Source organism: Deinococcus fonticola, from assembly GCF_004634215.1.
Taxonomy (GTDB): Bacteria; Deinococcota; Deinococci; order Deinococcales; family Deinococcaceae; genus Deinococcus; species Deinococcus fonticola.
Genome location: NZ_SMMH01000032.1, coordinates 27,003 through 40,826, shown reverse-complemented (window position 1 = coordinate 40,826; position 13,824 = coordinate 27,003). Strand labels below are relative to the sequence as shown.

13 protein-coding genes, 1 tRNA gene, 1 rRNA gene and 1 pseudogene are annotated in these 13,824 nt (G+C 64.7%); 9 read left to right on the top strand and 7 right to left on the bottom strand.

What is annotated here, in order from left to right; translation table 11 throughout:
* A 16S ribosomal RNA gene (locus E5Z01_RS15655) occupies positions 1–125 on the top strand; the annotation flags it as partial.
* 96 nt (positions 126–221) lie between these two features.
* Here the strand turns inward: E5Z01_RS15655 and E5Z01_RS20310 are convergent.
* The 4 genes and pseudogenes from E5Z01_RS20310 to E5Z01_RS15640 all read right to left on the bottom strand — a co-directional run bounded on the left by E5Z01_RS20310 (position 222) and on the right by E5Z01_RS15640 (position 2,344).
* The gene (locus E5Z01_RS20310) at positions 222–548 is read right to left on the bottom strand and encodes a hypothetical protein (RefSeq protein ID WP_338014492.1); all 327 of its coding nucleotides are present in this window, start codon (positions 546–548) and stop codon (positions 222–224) included.
* Between the two features lie 24 nt (positions 549–572).
* Positions 573–737, bottom strand: a pseudogene (locus tag E5Z01_RS20305) (CarD family transcriptional regulator); the annotation flags it as partial.
* A 310-nt stretch (positions 738–1,047) separates the two neighbouring features.
* Positions 1,048–1,380, bottom strand: a complete 333-nt coding sequence (locus E5Z01_RS15645; RefSeq protein WP_119766557.1) for an HU family DNA-binding protein — start codon at positions 1,378–1,380, stop codon at positions 1,048–1,050.
* A gap of 226 nt (positions 1,381–1,606) precedes the next feature.
* Complete coding sequence (locus E5Z01_RS15640) at positions 1,607–2,344, bottom strand: HesA/MoeB/ThiF family protein (protein WP_135230204.1); 738 nt, start codon at positions 2,342–2,344, stop codon at positions 1,607–1,609.
* Between the two features lie 83 nt (positions 2,345–2,427).
* Here E5Z01_RS15640 and E5Z01_RS15635 point away from each other — a divergent pair, with 83 nt between their 5' ends.
* The gene (locus E5Z01_RS15635) at positions 2,428–3,018 is read left to right on the top strand and encodes a glycerol-3-phosphate acyltransferase (protein WP_135230212.1); all 591 of its coding nucleotides are present in this window, start codon (positions 2,428–2,430) and stop codon (positions 3,016–3,018) included.
* Positions 3,015–5,132 carry a tetratricopeptide repeat protein gene (locus tag E5Z01_RS15630; protein WP_338069160.1) on the top strand — a complete coding sequence of 706 codons (2,118 nt, stop codon included), beginning with the start codon at positions 3,015–3,017 and terminating at the stop codon, positions 5,130–5,132. Before E5Z01_RS15635 ends, E5Z01_RS15630 begins: the two co-directional genes overlap by 4 nt.
* A gap of 223 nt (positions 5,133–5,355) precedes the next feature.
* Here E5Z01_RS15630 and E5Z01_RS15625 read toward each other — a convergent pair whose 3' ends face one another.
* The 3 genes from E5Z01_RS15625 to E5Z01_RS15615 form a co-directional block, all read right to left on the bottom strand.
* Positions 5,356–5,955, bottom strand: coding sequence for a DUF4384 domain-containing protein (locus tag E5Z01_RS15625; protein WP_119765099.1), 600 nt, complete (start codon positions 5,953–5,955; stop codon positions 5,356–5,358).
* A 213-nt stretch (positions 5,956–6,168) separates the two neighbouring features.
* Positions 6,169–6,242: transfer RNA gene (locus E5Z01_RS15620), tRNA-Gln, on the bottom strand.
* A 64-nt stretch (positions 6,243–6,306) separates the two neighbouring features.
* On the bottom strand, positions 6,307–8,964 hold the full coding sequence (locus tag E5Z01_RS15615) for a DEAD/DEAH box helicase (protein ID WP_135230203.1): 2,658 nt from the start codon (positions 8,962–8,964) through the stop codon (positions 6,307–6,309).
* 203 nt (positions 8,965–9,167) lie between these two features.
* Between E5Z01_RS15615 and mglB the strand changes: the two genes are divergently transcribed.
* From mglB to E5Z01_RS15585, 6 genes are all read left to right on the top strand, one after another.
* The gene (mglB, locus tag E5Z01_RS15610) at positions 9,168–9,653 is read left to right on the top strand and encodes a GTPase-activating protein MglB (protein ID WP_135230202.1); all 486 of its coding nucleotides are present in this window, start codon (positions 9,168–9,170) and stop codon (positions 9,651–9,653) included.
* Between the two features lie 84 nt (positions 9,654–9,737).
* Positions 9,738–10,328, top strand: a complete 591-nt coding sequence (mglA, locus tag E5Z01_RS15605) for a GTPase MglA (RefSeq protein ID WP_119765107.1) — start codon at positions 9,738–9,740, stop codon at positions 10,326–10,328.
* A gap of 207 nt (positions 10,329–10,535) precedes the next feature.
* Positions 10,536–11,234 carry a TVP38/TMEM64 family protein gene (locus E5Z01_RS15600; protein WP_135230201.1) on the top strand — a complete coding sequence of 233 codons (699 nt, stop codon included), beginning with the start codon at positions 10,536–10,538 and terminating at the stop codon, positions 11,232–11,234.
* A 128-nt stretch (positions 11,235–11,362) separates the two neighbouring features.
* Positions 11,363–11,800 (top strand): DUF805 domain-containing protein, encoded by a 438-nt coding sequence (locus E5Z01_RS15595; protein ID WP_135230200.1) that lies wholly within the window; start codon positions 11,363–11,365, stop codon positions 11,798–11,800.
* A gap of 140 nt (positions 11,801–11,940) precedes the next feature.
* Positions 11,941–13,020, top strand: coding sequence for a phosphoribosylformylglycinamidine cyclo-ligase (gene purM, locus E5Z01_RS15590; protein WP_119765113.1), 1,080 nt, complete (start codon positions 11,941–11,943; stop codon positions 13,018–13,020).
* Entirely contained in the window at positions 13,017–13,736 is a 720-nt protein-coding gene (locus E5Z01_RS15585) for a histidine phosphatase family protein (RefSeq protein ID WP_135230199.1), read from the top strand. Before purM ends, E5Z01_RS15585 begins: the two co-directional genes overlap by 4 nt.
* Positions 13,737–13,824 lie beyond the last annotated feature (88 nt).

The following is a 13,824-nucleotide window of genomic DNA, read 5'->3' as shown; positions in this document are numbered from 1 at the left end:
ATGGGAGTACGTTGCAGCTAAAACCACCGGGAGCCGCAAGGCAGGTGTCTAGGCTGTGGCGCATGACTGGGGTGAAGTCGTAACAAGGTAACTGTACCGGAAGGTGCGGTTGGATCACCTCCTTTCATCGCTCCGCCCCATCGCTGCTCTTCTTCTTCCTGTCTCTAATCTCCCCCGATCTTATGGTCGGGGGAGATTTTTTGTGGCTTCTGATTTAGCTTTTAATTGAGGCTCTGCGGTTCAAGGAGTGCGCGTTCCAGGAAGAGTTGAATGGTCTGGGCCGTTTTTCCTGTCAGCCCCTCTACTTCCTGCATCAGGAGTTTCACGCCTCTGCGAAAGGCCTGACGATCCAGGTCGGGCAGGGCGCGTTTCAGGTTCCAGCGGTGAAACTGCCCGATCATGGCCGCCAGTTCGTAGGGTTCGCCGCTGGCGAGAAGCGCTGTGACGCGCTGGTGACGCACAGACCATTGGCGTGGCAAGTCCAGTTCGCCATTCTGCAGGGCATGCAGGAGGGTAGGAAGGTCAGCTGGCGAGAGGGCCGGGCGCATACCAGTCGGTGCAGAGCTTTGTACCGGAACGAAAGCGCGGCTGCTAGTGTGCTGAAATTCAATCTGGTAGTAGGTGAGCGTTTCGCACCCGAGGGGTCTGGCGCAGGTACCGCAGATAACGCCAATGCCATAGGGGGGCAGGACGACTCGGTCACCGGGTCGGAAGGCCGTTGGCTTCAGGGAAATCACCTCTTGCTTGGGCGTGTGATATGAATTCCGGTTGAACAGTTATGCCCACTGTTCAACCCGAGCAGAGCGAGAAGGAACAGAACGGTTACTGGGAGAGGAGTTCTCGAATGGGCGTTTTCCCGATTCGATAACGGATTGGACGGAAACCGTGTGAGGGCTGAGCGACACGACAGGAGTCGCAGATGCTTCAAAAAAGACATTGCCCAGCGCGGAGGCTGGGCAGGCATCAGGGAAGGCTCAGGGAGTGCCTGTACCTGAGAGCTAGGGCCACTCCTGCGCCCGGAGAGGTTGCAGGAAGGGCATGGCCGGATTACAGGTTGCCTTTGAGGGTGGTGGCCACCTTGAAGCGCACCTTCTTCCCGGCGGGAATGGTGATGCGTTCGCTGGTGCCAGGCCGAACACCCTGACGGGCGGCGGTGTTGGTGACGCTCAGGGTGCCCAGGCCGGGCATGCCCACGCTCTTGCCACTGCGCAGCGCCTCCACGATGGTGTCCAGCACAGTGGCGACCGCTTCGCCGGCCTGCTTCTTGTTCAGGCTGGATTTGTCTGCCACCATCTCGATCAGTTGGGTCTTGGCGACCTTTTGGCTTGCGGTGGCTCTGGCAGCGGGCTTCTTGGCAGCAGATTTGTTGGCTTTGGCCATATTTTTTTCCTCCAGCACATGAATTTGAGCAGATCGTCAGCCCAGAAATCAGTTATGCAGATGGTCGGCTCAAATGGAGCTTAACACACTATTGACTCGGGGGGAAGCAGAAAAGACTGTCAGGGACAACTGGAATCCCCAGGAGAGCCGCATAGGGATCGTTGTGGCCGTCATCTGCATTTTCAAACCTCATGCACAACAACGTTTTTGGATTGTTTTGAACCCGTTAGACTGTTGTGGCCCGGGGGGGTGGATTCAGGCGCACCACGCGCACGGAGGCGCTCAGGGCATCGAACATCCACAGGCGACCGAACAGCGTTTCACCGACGCCGGACAGCACTTTCAACGCCTCGCCCGCCATGACGTTGCCAATCACGTTCGGCAGCGGGCCGAGCACGCCAATGGCGTCGCAGGATTCGGCCCCGGCGGGTTCTGGAAAGACCTGCCGCAATCCGTAGTGTTCGTTGAACACGGTGACCAGTCCGGTGGTGCCGCCCGCTGCGCCCCACACATAGGTTTTTCCAGCGTCATGGCACGTGTCGGCAATCAGGTAACGGGTCTCGAAATTATCCGTGGCGTCGACCACCAGGTTCACCTGGCCGACGAGGCCGGGCGCGTTCTCCAGCGTGAGTTGCGGCGCGGCCTTTACTTTCACGAAGGGATTGATGCGCTGGGCGCGGGCGCACGCCACCTCCGCCTTGAATTTCCCCACGTCCGCCGTGTCGAACAGAATCTGACGGTGCAGGTTGCTGAGGCTGACGGTATCCCCGTCCGCGATAATCAGTTGCCCTACACCCGCGCCCGCCAGTTGCGTGATCACCGCTCCACCCAGCCCACCCGCGCCCACGATCAGCACCGAGGCGGCCTTCACTTTTTCCTGCGCCCCGGCCTCCGACCACTCCGCCACCAGAAGCGGACGGGCGTAACGGCGTAATTCAGCGCGGGTCAGTTCTGGCACAGGCATCACGCCCAGTTTAACGGGCGTCCCGATTTGGCAACGTGTTCGGCAGTGTGTCCCAGCCGCACCAGCCTAGAATGGCGGGCGTGATGCCTGCCGCCATCTTTGTCGTGTCTTACCTGCTGGGTTCCGTGGTCATGGGCATCCTGTACTCGCGGGCGCGGGGCGACGACATTCGTTCGCGTGACCTGCCGGGCGGGAGCGGCACCTTCCGTCAGTACGGCCGGCAGGCGGCGGTGGTGGTGTCTGTGCTGGACATCCTGAAGGGCGTGGTGGCGACGCTGCTGGCGCGGTGGTTGGCGCAGGGGCTGGCCCCGGAGTGGACGTGGCTGGCGGTACTGGGCGTGGTGCTGGGCCACTGCTACCCGGTGTTCTTCCGCTTCAAGGGCGGCGGAGGCATTGCGCCCTTCGTGGGGGCCCTGTTGCCCGTGGCGCCCCTGACGATTCTGGGAACCATTGGCCTGGCGCTGGCACTGGTTCCTATTTACAAGGCGACTTTGCAAAAGGCCCTGAAACTGAACGCCATTCCCTTTGTCACAGCGGTGAGTTTACCCGTGGGCTGGTGGCTGTCCACCCGCTTCGGAGGTTCATGGGAATTTCTGGCCGGGAGTGCCGTCATGCTGGTCAGGGCCGTGCACCTGCTCGTGCGCCCGGAAGGCGACGGAGCCGTCAAAGCGTGAAAGCCATTCTTCGCCTCCTCCTGGCCGTGTGCTTTCTGAGTATGGGCTGTCTGGGTGGTGGTCTGGCCCAGGCGGAAGTCTCGCTGGAAGGCCGCACGCTGCTTGACCGGGAGGAAGAGCGCGTGGTGTGGCGCCTGAACTTCCCACAGGCGATGGGTTCCCTGGTCGAACCTGTTCAGTTTGGAGGGAATTCCTACGTGGGCGTGGGGCCTGCCGTGTACGCCATCACCGCCGAGGGCCGGGTGCTGGGCCGCGCCGACCTGCCCGCTCCGGTGTCCGCATTGGACGCTGCAAGTGGCGCGGTGCGCGTGACCACGCAAGGAAAGGGCTATACCGAGCAGTTCACGCTGGCCGCCCCGGAAGCGGGCTTCTTCATTCCTGTTCAGGAACGGGCCGTGCTTCCGCCGGATCCGGCGGTCACGCAGTGGCTGGCCCGCGTGGCCGACCACGTGCCTGCAGGTGAAGTGAGCCGCTGGACGACGCTCTTTCCCGGAAATCCCTTTCTGGCGCTCAGGGAAGCGCAGGAGCGCCAGAAAGCGGGCGACAGTTACGGCGCGCTGAACAACGTGCGCCGCGCCCTGAGTTCGCAAATGCCTTTCCCGGCGTGGACGGGGCTGGCCGCCCGACTGGATACGGCGGGCTTCCCCACGGCGGCTGACCTGGCCCTGGAACACGCCAAAAGGGACGCAGCCGCCAGAGGAATCGACCCGGAAATTCCCGTGAGCCGCGAGGCGCTGAAGGCCTACGGTGACCCGGCGAGGTACGCGGCCACCCTGATCTCGCAAAAGCGTTTGCCGCGCGCCGAGGTGTGGATGTCGTTCCTGCGAGACCTTTACCCGCAGTTCGAGGGCCATGACCCCCTGTACCAGCGTTACGCCGCGCTGCTCGAAGCGCAAGACCGCGCCGGGGAAGCCGAGGAATGGCGGCAGTTCGCCCGCAGCCAGCGCGGCGGTTCCCTCTACAACCTGGGCAGCGAGGACACCGCCACCCTGCGCGACACCGCGCGCCTGGCGACCATAGCGCTGCTGATCAGCCTGCTGGCGGCCCTGCTTACATTGTCCACGCGGGCGTGGCGCACGCAGCAGCAGGACACCCGGGCCTTCGGCGGACGTTACCGCAGTCTGTGGCAACGCCCCATGACCCGCGCCCGGCTGAACCTGATGAGTTATGCCTCGTTCAGCGAACGCCTGATGCTGTTCATTCTGGGCGCTGCCCTGCTCGTGACGCTGGGCGGGTGGCAATGGGCCAACCAGACCCGCCAGGGTCTCCTGGCGCCCGCGCTGAACATGGGAACGTACGGGGGTGGGTGGTACGCCGCGAACGTCGAAGACCTGAACCTGCGCGTCACGCCCGACACCGCCATTCTCGCGGGCCTGGCCGCGCAACTCGACGGAGACAGCACCACCGCTCGCGAATCCTTCCTGCAAGCCGGACAGGACGCCTGCGCGCTGAACAACCTGGGGGTCATTTCACAGGAACGCGACGACAAACCGCAGGCCCTGGAGGACTACCGCGCCGCCCTGGCCCTGCGCCCGGACCTGAGCGCCGCGCAGTACAACGTCGGCCTGAACCCCGCTTCGCCCGGCACGGACTTCCAGAAAAAATACCGCCAGGGCCAGCCGCGCCTGTGCTACCCGGATCGGCGCAACCTGGCCCGCATGGTCAGTGGTGACCTCAGCGTGACCCTGCGCCGCGACCTCCTGGACCCCCTGGGTTTCCTGCAAGGCGACCCGGCAGGAGGGCGCCTCGGCTGGGTGATCCTGGCCGCCTTCGCCCACCTGCTGCTTCTCGCGTTCCTGCTCCTCATTCCGCGCGCCGCCACTTCCGCCCGCCTCGGACGGCCCGCCACGTACCGTTTTCTTGTCTTTCTGCTGCCCGGCTCCGGCCTCCTCAACAGTCCCTGGGGCGGCATGCTCCTCGTTACCTGGGCTGCCCTCGTGACGACCCTGCTGCCCCTGACCGGCCTTGTCCGCTTTCCCCTCCTGCTCAACCCGCAAGCCCCTACCACCCACAACCTCATCTTCACTGCCCTGCTCGGCACCTACCTTATAAACACGCTTGTCCTCGGCCTCATCGAGGCGCGATACTTGCGCAGGAAACGGGAAGAAAAATAGGTGGCGTGTGAACTGCGAGGTCAGTGTGAACAGATGAGATGGAACGTATCTCTCTCGCCTGGTAGTCGGGGAAAACCGCCCAGTCGGAAGGGGGAACTGGCACAGCCACTCCCAAGTGGGTTCAACCCGGCTCCTTGTCCTCTGGGGCAATAAAAACCCTCTCCTCTGGGGAGCCTTGCAAAGCTCCGGAGGAGAGGGGAAAGTCAGGCCGCTGGCGGGATGCTTAGCGCACGACGTTGTAGTAGGCGGTGTCGCTGATCCAGTCGGTCTGAGGGATGGGCTGGGCGACAGGGTTGACGGTAATGCTGAGGGCCTGGGCCAGCTGCTGCTGGTTCTGAGGCTTGACGGTGGCGAAGGCCGAACCCTGGGTGTAACTGCTGAGTTCGCTGAGGTTCAGGGGCCGGCGGCTGGCGATGACCAGGACTTTGTTGAGGCCGGCCGCGCCGCTGACGTCATAGGTGAACTGGTCGCCGACGGCGGGGAAAGCACGGGTCTGTCCGGCCTTCACGTAGTTGTTGCCCGTGCGGGTGCTGTAGCGGTTGGGCAGAATCTGGTCGGTGCTGCCGTCGGGGTTCACGTTGAACAGGTACACGTAGGCGTTCTCGTTGACGCTGGTGTACAAGGTGATGCGGTCGCCGACGCGGTAGTTGGGAATCGCGTTGCCGGTGGTGTCGCGGTTCACCCACACGCGCGCGGAAAGGCTGGTCTGCACGGGGTTGACGATGATGCTCTGGGCGCTGATCTTGGGGGCGGCGAGAGCGGGAACAGCCAGGCTGGCGACGGTAGCGGCAGCAACGGCGAGGGTGGTCAGGGCTTTTTTCATGGTGGAGCCTCCGTGCAATCCTGTGAGGGAGTGTGGTGCGGGTAGGATTGCTGTCGAGATCACCTTAGTCCTGTCTGGCTGACGTGCCGTGAAGGCCAGCTGACTGAACATGAGCGGCGCAGGGAGGCTAAAGAAACCGTCAGAAGCGTCAGAAACACGTCAGGCGAAGGCACACGCAAAAGCGGCCCTCCTGAAGTGGAAGACCGCTGTGCTTGGCAGGGATACTAGGATTCGAACCTAGACAAACAGATCCAAAATCTGTTGTGCTGCCATTACACCATATCCCTAGGCTATATGTTGACTGGCTCATTTCAGAGCGGAAGCAAGTATAACCATGCCCGGCGCAGTGGGTCAACCCGCAGGCGCGCTGGCCGTCTCGATGACGCTGAGGCCGGCGAACTTGAACAGCAGGCGTTTTTGCCCCACGCCGGGGAAGTACACCAGCACCTCGCGCCGGTCGCCCTGGCCGAAGCCCTGCATGAACACGCCGTCGCCGAATTTGGCGTGGTGCAGGCGCAGGGGGCGCGTGGTGTTCACGGCGCGCTGAATTTCGCGGCTGGGAATGCCCAGGCGGGCGCTGACTTCCGGCAGCGACAGGCCCTGCAAGTCCAGCAGTTCGCGCGCCTGGAGGGGCCATGAGGGCGGCAATTGCGGTTCGGTATCTGGCAAGGCAATAGCCTGAGTCTCCTCGACTGGCGCAGCTTCGATCCCCAGCAGGCGCTGCAGGAACTCCGCCGTGGCCTGCTTGTCGGTGGGGCGGCGCTCGCCACTGGGCAGGAAAGGGGAGAAGCAGCGGCTCACGGCAATGCACTCGTAACAGCCCTGCGTGGTCTTGCAGCACGGTTTGGTCGCCAACTCGAAGGCGCGTTTGAGCAGGTCGTCCATGCTCTCGAAAGCGCGGCGCGAGACGCCCAGTCCGCCCTGCCAGTCGTCGTACAGGAAAAAATAGGTGTCGCGCCCGTCGCGAAAGGCGCCGGCCAGGTCGCCCTCGTCGCACGCCACGCGCTCCGGCGTGAGTTTCTGAAGCAGGTGTTTGAGGGTGTGGGCCACGGCGGTGGGGCGTTCGGTGGCGGCCGGGTCGATGCCTACTTCCAGGCTGCTGGTGCGAAACGGCGGAAGTTCCAGCGGTTCCTCGTACAGGTGCTCGGAGAGCTTGTGATCCTGCATCCTGTCCTGAATGCGCCCGCCGCAGGACGCGCACACCCGCTCGAAGGGGCCGGGGTCGCGGTCACAGCCGGTACAGACGCGCTCGAACACCTGGCGCATCATCATGTAGCCCGTGTACTGGCGGCGAATCACCACTTCTCCGTGCCGGTACACCAGCGGCCCGCGCCGCACCCACTCGCTCATTTTGCCCGGCTGCCCTGAGACTGGTGGCCCCGCGACTGGTTGCACCGTGGTGGAGTACAGCCCGCGCGTGAACAGGTTATCCGCCTGGAATTTCTCGACCAGAATCGCCGTGCCCCGCGCCGACGTCTCCCACGACTGCACCTTGTACCCCTGCCCGTCCAGCGTGAAGACGGCGCCCTGGTGCTTCTCGGTCAGGGCGTAATGCTGACTGGGGGATTCCAGCGGGGTATCCAGGGCCTTCAGGCCGTGTTTGGCATACTCCTCGGCCTCGACGACCATGAACTTCGCGCTGCCTTCGCCCCGCAGGTTCCAGTAGGCCTGGTTCTCGTCCGCCGGCGCCTTCAGGCCAGCGGCCGTGAACTCTGCGGCCTGCCGCCGCTGGTGACGGGGCGCAAGGTACTGGTTCCCCGCCTCCACCACCGCTTTTTCCAGTGGCCCGGTCAGCAGCTCATGGAAGTTCCCGGCGTTGCTGTAAAAAGCGTCCACGGGTTGCGGTACACCCTGCTCGTTCAGCGCCGGCAGGTACAGCACCAGGCCCGGTGCGATGCGCCCGGCGCGGCCCGCCATCTGGCGGAAGGCCATGCGTGAGCCTGGGTAGCCGTCGATAATCACGACCTCCAGATCCCCGATGTCCACCCCGGCTTCCAGGGCGTTGGTGGCGAACATCACGCCGCTTCTGGCCTTGCGGAACTCGGACAGGCGGCCCTCGCGGTCGCTGGTGCCCGCCATGTAAAGGTGAACATGCTGCGCGAAATTCGGTTGCGCCCGGTAAGTGCCGTACAGCCTGGCGGCGCGGGAACGGCCCCGGAAAAACGCCAGCACCTTGAGCTGGTGCGTCACGCTGGCGCTGACCACCGCGTCCCAGAAGCGCCGGGGTTGCCCGCGGTGGTCGGCCAGGTAATAGCGTTTTCCGTGCCGGGCCGCGCCCGACTCGCTGACCTGCACGGTGTCCACCCCCGTCAACTCCTGCGCGAACTGGGTGGGGTTGCCGATGGTGGCGGTGCTCAGGATCACCTGCGGGCTGGCGCCCAGCGCCCGCGCCAGGCCCAGCAGGCGGCGCAGCATCCCCGCCACCTCACTGCCGAAGCCGCCGCGGTAGGTGTGGGCCTCATCCAGCACGATAAAAGTCAGTTTGCTCAGGAACTCGCGCACCTTCGGGGAGGTCAGTGACCAGTGCAGTTTGTCCGGTGTGGCGGTGACCATGCGCACGCCCGGCCGGAACACCTCGTTCGGGTTCACGCTGCCGTGGAAAGCTGCGATCTCCCAGTCGAACCCGCCCTGCTGCCGGAACGCCCGCAACTTGTCGCGCTGATCCTGCCCCAGTGCCACCAGCGGGTAGACGAACAGGGCCGTGGCGTCCGGATTGTGCTCCAGATTCTCGAACACCGCCGGAAAAAAAGCGCCCGTTTTCCCGCTGGCCGTGGGCGTCGTGACGATCACGTTCCGGCCACCCCGCATCAGCCGGTAGGTTTCGGCCTGGTGGGCGAACACGCGCTCAAACCCGAAGCCGCGCCGCACCGCGTCCGACCAGCCCAGTTCCGCCGCGCTCACCGTCTGCGCCTCGCGCACCTCTTCCTCGTGCAGCAGGGCCGCGCCGCTGCCCAGGATGTCCCGCAGGAACAACTCCAGACGCGCGAAGTGAGAACGGGCCGGCCACACGCCCAGCAGTGTAGGACGCCACGCCTGACACGCGCATGGCAGAAGTCACGGAAGGCGCGGGTCAGGAGGCCTGCCGGTTACAGTCATCCCCACTCTCCCGGTGGCTTTTCAGAAGCCGGCAGAGCTGTTGCCTGCCTTGACGTGCGTGAACTTTGAACTTCGTCAGAGGTTTGTGCCAAGTCCGTCTTTATACTTGCCCGGAGATGATTGAACCTTCACTTGCCCTCTACGGCGAAGCATACGCCAGGGTCGACCAGCACCTGGAAGAACTGCTGGAACAGACCGGCGTGCGCTACTGCCTGCTGGTCGACAGAAAGGGCTTCGTTCTGTCGCACAAAGAAGCCCTGTGGGCCCCGCGCCCGCCTGCGCTCGACAGCGTGGCGACCCTGGTGGCCAGCAACGCCGCCGCCACCGCTGCCCTGGCGAACATGCTGGGCGAACGCACCTTCAGTGAGCAGACGCACCAGGGCGACAACGGCACCCTGTATGTCGAGTCCGTCGGTGACCACGCCCTGCTGACCCTGATCTTCGATTCCTCGGTGGCGCTGGGTAAAGTGAAGGTGTATACCCGCAAGTCCATCGAGAAAGTCGTCGTGATTCTGGACGAGATTGCCGAGATGCCCCAACCGGAACTGGGAGACGACTTCAGCAAGGGGGCCGTGTCCCTGCTGGATGACCTGCTCGGTTAAGCTGCCCGCCCGCGAGCCAAAAGCCATGTCGGCGGCTCTTAATTCCCAGACCCGATTTCGATTCCCAGACCCGGAGGTCAGCCCGTGAGTACCATTAACTTCGCCGCCCGCGAGATTAACTGCAAAATTGTGTATTACGGCCCAGGCATGTGTGGCAAGACCACCAACCTCAAGCACGTCTTCGGACGCGTTCCGGAGCACCTGCGCGGGGAAATGGTGAGCCTGGCCACCGAGGACGAACGCACCCTGTTCTTCGACTTCCTGCCGCTCGACCTCGGCAGCGTGCAGGGCTTCAAGACCCGTTTCCACCTGTACACCGTGCCGGGGCAGGTGTTCTATAACGCCAGCCGCAAACTGATTCTGCGCGGCGTGGACGGTATCGTGTTCGTAGCCGACAGTGCCCCCAACCGCCTGCGGGCCAACGCCGAGAGCATGCGCAACCTGCGCGAGAACCTGGCCGAGCACGGCATCGACGTGAGGGACGTGCCGATTGTGCTGCAGGTCAATAAGCGTGACCTGCCCGACGCGCTGCCCACCGAAATGATCCGCGCCGTGCTTGATCCCAAAAAAGAACTCACGCTGTACGAGGCCAGCGCCGCCCAGGGCGTCGGCGTGTTCGAGACCCTCAAGGCCGCCAGCCGCCTGGTGCTGGAAAAACTCTCGCAGAACCGCTGAAGGTCAAGGTGCCGAAATTCATCCCCGCCGCGCCAGGCGGGGATTTTTTGGTATGTGATAAGGGGATCGTGGCAAAACACGATTGGGAGGCATGGTTCTCGGGTGGCTTGCCACCAGTCGCCATCTACCCCCTGCCAGCGGCTGACTTCAAGGTTTCCACAACTTTAGTCGGGCGTTTCTCCGGCGCGGCCTTCCTAGACTGTGGGCATGATCGCCGCGACGCCTCAACCCCACCTGCCCGCGTACCTGCGGTGGGCGGTTTTTGCTGGGGTGCTGGCGCTTTTCCTGACACTGGGCCTGATTCCTGACGTGCGGGCTTTCGCGCACGCGGGGTACGCGGCGTTGCGCTCGCCCGACCCGGCGGTCATGCAGGCGTTCGTGGGCAGCCTGGGCTGGGCCGGGCCGCTGGCCCTGATGGCCGCTTTTGTCTTGCAGGCGGTGCTTCCGGTGATTCCGGCGCTGGTGATGATCGCGGTGACTGCCCGCGCTTACGGCCCGGTCGAGGGCTTCCTGATCGTGTACACCGGAACGGTGCTCGGCGCGGTGGCGGGGTACTGGCTGGGGCGCACCGTGGGGAATTCGCTGATTCGCCTGCTGATCGGCGAGTCGGCCCGCCGCAAAACCTACGAATTTGCCGAGCGGAACGGCGCTCAGGGCGTGCTGATGGTGCGCCTGATGCCGGTGCTGAGCGCCGACGCCATGAACCTGGTGGCCGGCGCAGCCCGCATGCCTTTCCGGCAGTTCATGCTGGCCAGTGCCGCTGGGGCGCTGCCCGTCACGGCGCTGGTGGTGTGGCTCAGCGGCGACAACGCGCGCCTGATGTGGGGCCTGGGGGGGCTGTCGGCCGTGGTCGCGCTGCTGGCGCTGGGCCGCTGGTGGTACACCCGCCATACGCGTCAGGCCTGAACGCCGCTTAATTCTGGACACGACTGGTCAAACCGGCGCCCTTAGTGGTGCCAGGGCAAATCTGCTTTGCCCTGTGCCGCCGCTCCTTTACACTGGCCTCATCTCACCCTGATAGAGAGGCCGCGCCTATGAACGAATACCTGAACGTGATCCGCCGCAACTACGCGAATTTCTCGGGTCGTGCCCGTCGCCGCGAATACTGGATGTTCACCCTGGTGAACCTGATTATTTCCACGCTGCTGTACATCCCGATGATGGCGCTGGGGTTGAACCCGGCGGCCTCGGTCGGCGGAGATATGGCGGCCCAGGTCAACCCGCTGGCCTACATCTTCGGGGGCCTGTACCTGCTTTACTCGCTGGCAGTGCTGGTGCCCAGCCTGGCGGTGATGATCCGCCGCCTGCACGACACGGGCAAAAGCGGCTGGTGGATTCTAATCGGCATTATTCCGCTGGCCAGCCTCGTTCTGCTGGTGTTCACCATCATGGACAGTGAACCCGGCAGCAACAAATGGGGGCCGAATCCCAAAGGTCAGGGCGCGGCGCTCCCCACGGGCAGCAACTGGTAAGCAGCAACCAGTAAACCACCAGTCACCCGTCTGTCCGCCAGCACTCCCGCGCCATCGCGGGGGTTTTTTCGTGTGATGGGGTCGGGTACACTGTCTGCCGACTCGCCTTACACGTGAATGGCGTGGGGCGCAGGAGGATCATGACTGACGAACAACAAGGGAACGCGGGCGCCTCCGCTTACGAACGGGCCGGGGTCAGCATCGATGCGGGGCACCGCGCCGTGAGCCTGATGAAAGGTGCGGTGGCGCGCACGCACAACGAGCATGTGCTGGGCGGGCTGGGCGGGTTTGGCGGGCTGTTCCGCGCCGCTTTCGGTGAGCTGGCCGACCCGGTGCTGGTCGCCAGTACCGACGGGGTGGGCACCAAGACCAAGGTGGCCGTGAAGGTTGAGCGCTTTGGCGGGCTGGGCCACGACATCGTGAACCACTGCGTGAACGACATCCTGGTGCAGGGCGCCCGCCCCCTGTTCTTCCTGGATTACGTGGCGATGGGCAAACTGCGCCCCGAGGCGGTGGCGGAGGTCGTGACCGGCGCGGCGCAGGCCTGCGAGGCGCTGGGCGTGGCCCTGCTGGGCGGCGAAACGGCCGAGATGCCCGGCGTGTACGTGGACGGCGAGCTGGACATCGTGGGCACCATCGTGGGCGTCGTGGACAGGCCCAAACTCATCGACGGGACGCGCATCGGGGTCGGCGACGCCGTAATTGCCCTGCCCAGCAGCGGCCTGCACACCAACGGGTTTTCGCTGGCCCGCATGGCCCTGGACGGCCTGGACTGGCAGGAGGCCCGATCCGATCTGAACGGGCAAACCCTGGCAGAGCTGCTTCCGGTGCCGCACCGCGCCTACCTGCCGGCCTTTGGCGCGCTGGAAAAAGCGGGCGTGGACGTGCGCGGCATGGCGCACATCACGGGCGGCGGCCTGGTAGACAACCCGCCCCGGGTCTTCCCGCCGGGCGTCGGCATGGAAATAGACACGGCGTCGTGGACAGTGCCGCCCCTGTTCGAGCTGATCGTCAGGCAGGCGAATGTGGCCCGCACCGAGGCTTTCCGCGCCCTGAACATGGGGGTCGGCTTCCTGTTTATCGTGCCGCAGGAACAGGCCGCGCAGACCCTGCGCACCTTGCAGGCCGCCGGGGAGACCCCCTGGGTGATCGGCAAGATGGTGGCCGGGCAGGGGGTGACCTTCACGGCCGCCCCCCACGCCGCGGCGGGCCAACCTTGACCCAGAAGCCGAAACGGGTTCCCACCGGCTTCATCGCCCCGGATCGGGCCACCGCCACGGAATTCTGGGTGGTCAGGCACGGCGAAAGCACCTGGAATGTCGACGGACGCTACCAGGGCCAGACCGACGTGCCGCTCTCCCCGGTCGGCATGCTTCAGGCCGCCACCCTGGCCGAGCGCCTTACCGGGCAGCATTTCGCCGCCGTGTACAGCAGCGACCTCCTGCGCGCCGCGCAGACGGCCAGAACCGTCGCCGAGCGGCTGGCCGGCGCACCCCCCGTGCAGCTTGACCCGGGCCTGCGCGAAATCGATGTCGGTCAACTGTCCGGCCTGGTCATGGCCGACATCAAGCAGCATTTTCCTGATTACCTCACGTCCCTTCAGAACGACCCCTGGGCCACCCGGCGCCCCGGCGGCGAAAGCATGGAAGACCTCTTCGCGCGCTGCGGGCAGGTGTTCCACGCTCTGCGGGCCCGTCACGCCGGACAGCGCGTTCTGGTCTTCACGCACGGGGGCGTCGTCCGGGTGGCTGTCGGCCTCGCGCTGGGGGGTGTGCCCGAGGGCGCCTGGGCCAGGCTCAGCGTCATGAACACCAGCATCACCCGCGTCCTGATCGGTGAGCAAAGCGGCATGCTGCTGGGCTTCAACGACGACGCCCACCTGGAAAACCTGCTCGAAGCCACCGAAGCGGACGACGTGCTGGGGCAGTCGCCGTAAGGCGAGCGGATGGTCAGAAATAAGGCCACAACGCGCTTTTCTTCTCTTGCCGCGTGTCTTTGGCCTTCCTCGCTGTGTTCAGGTAAGC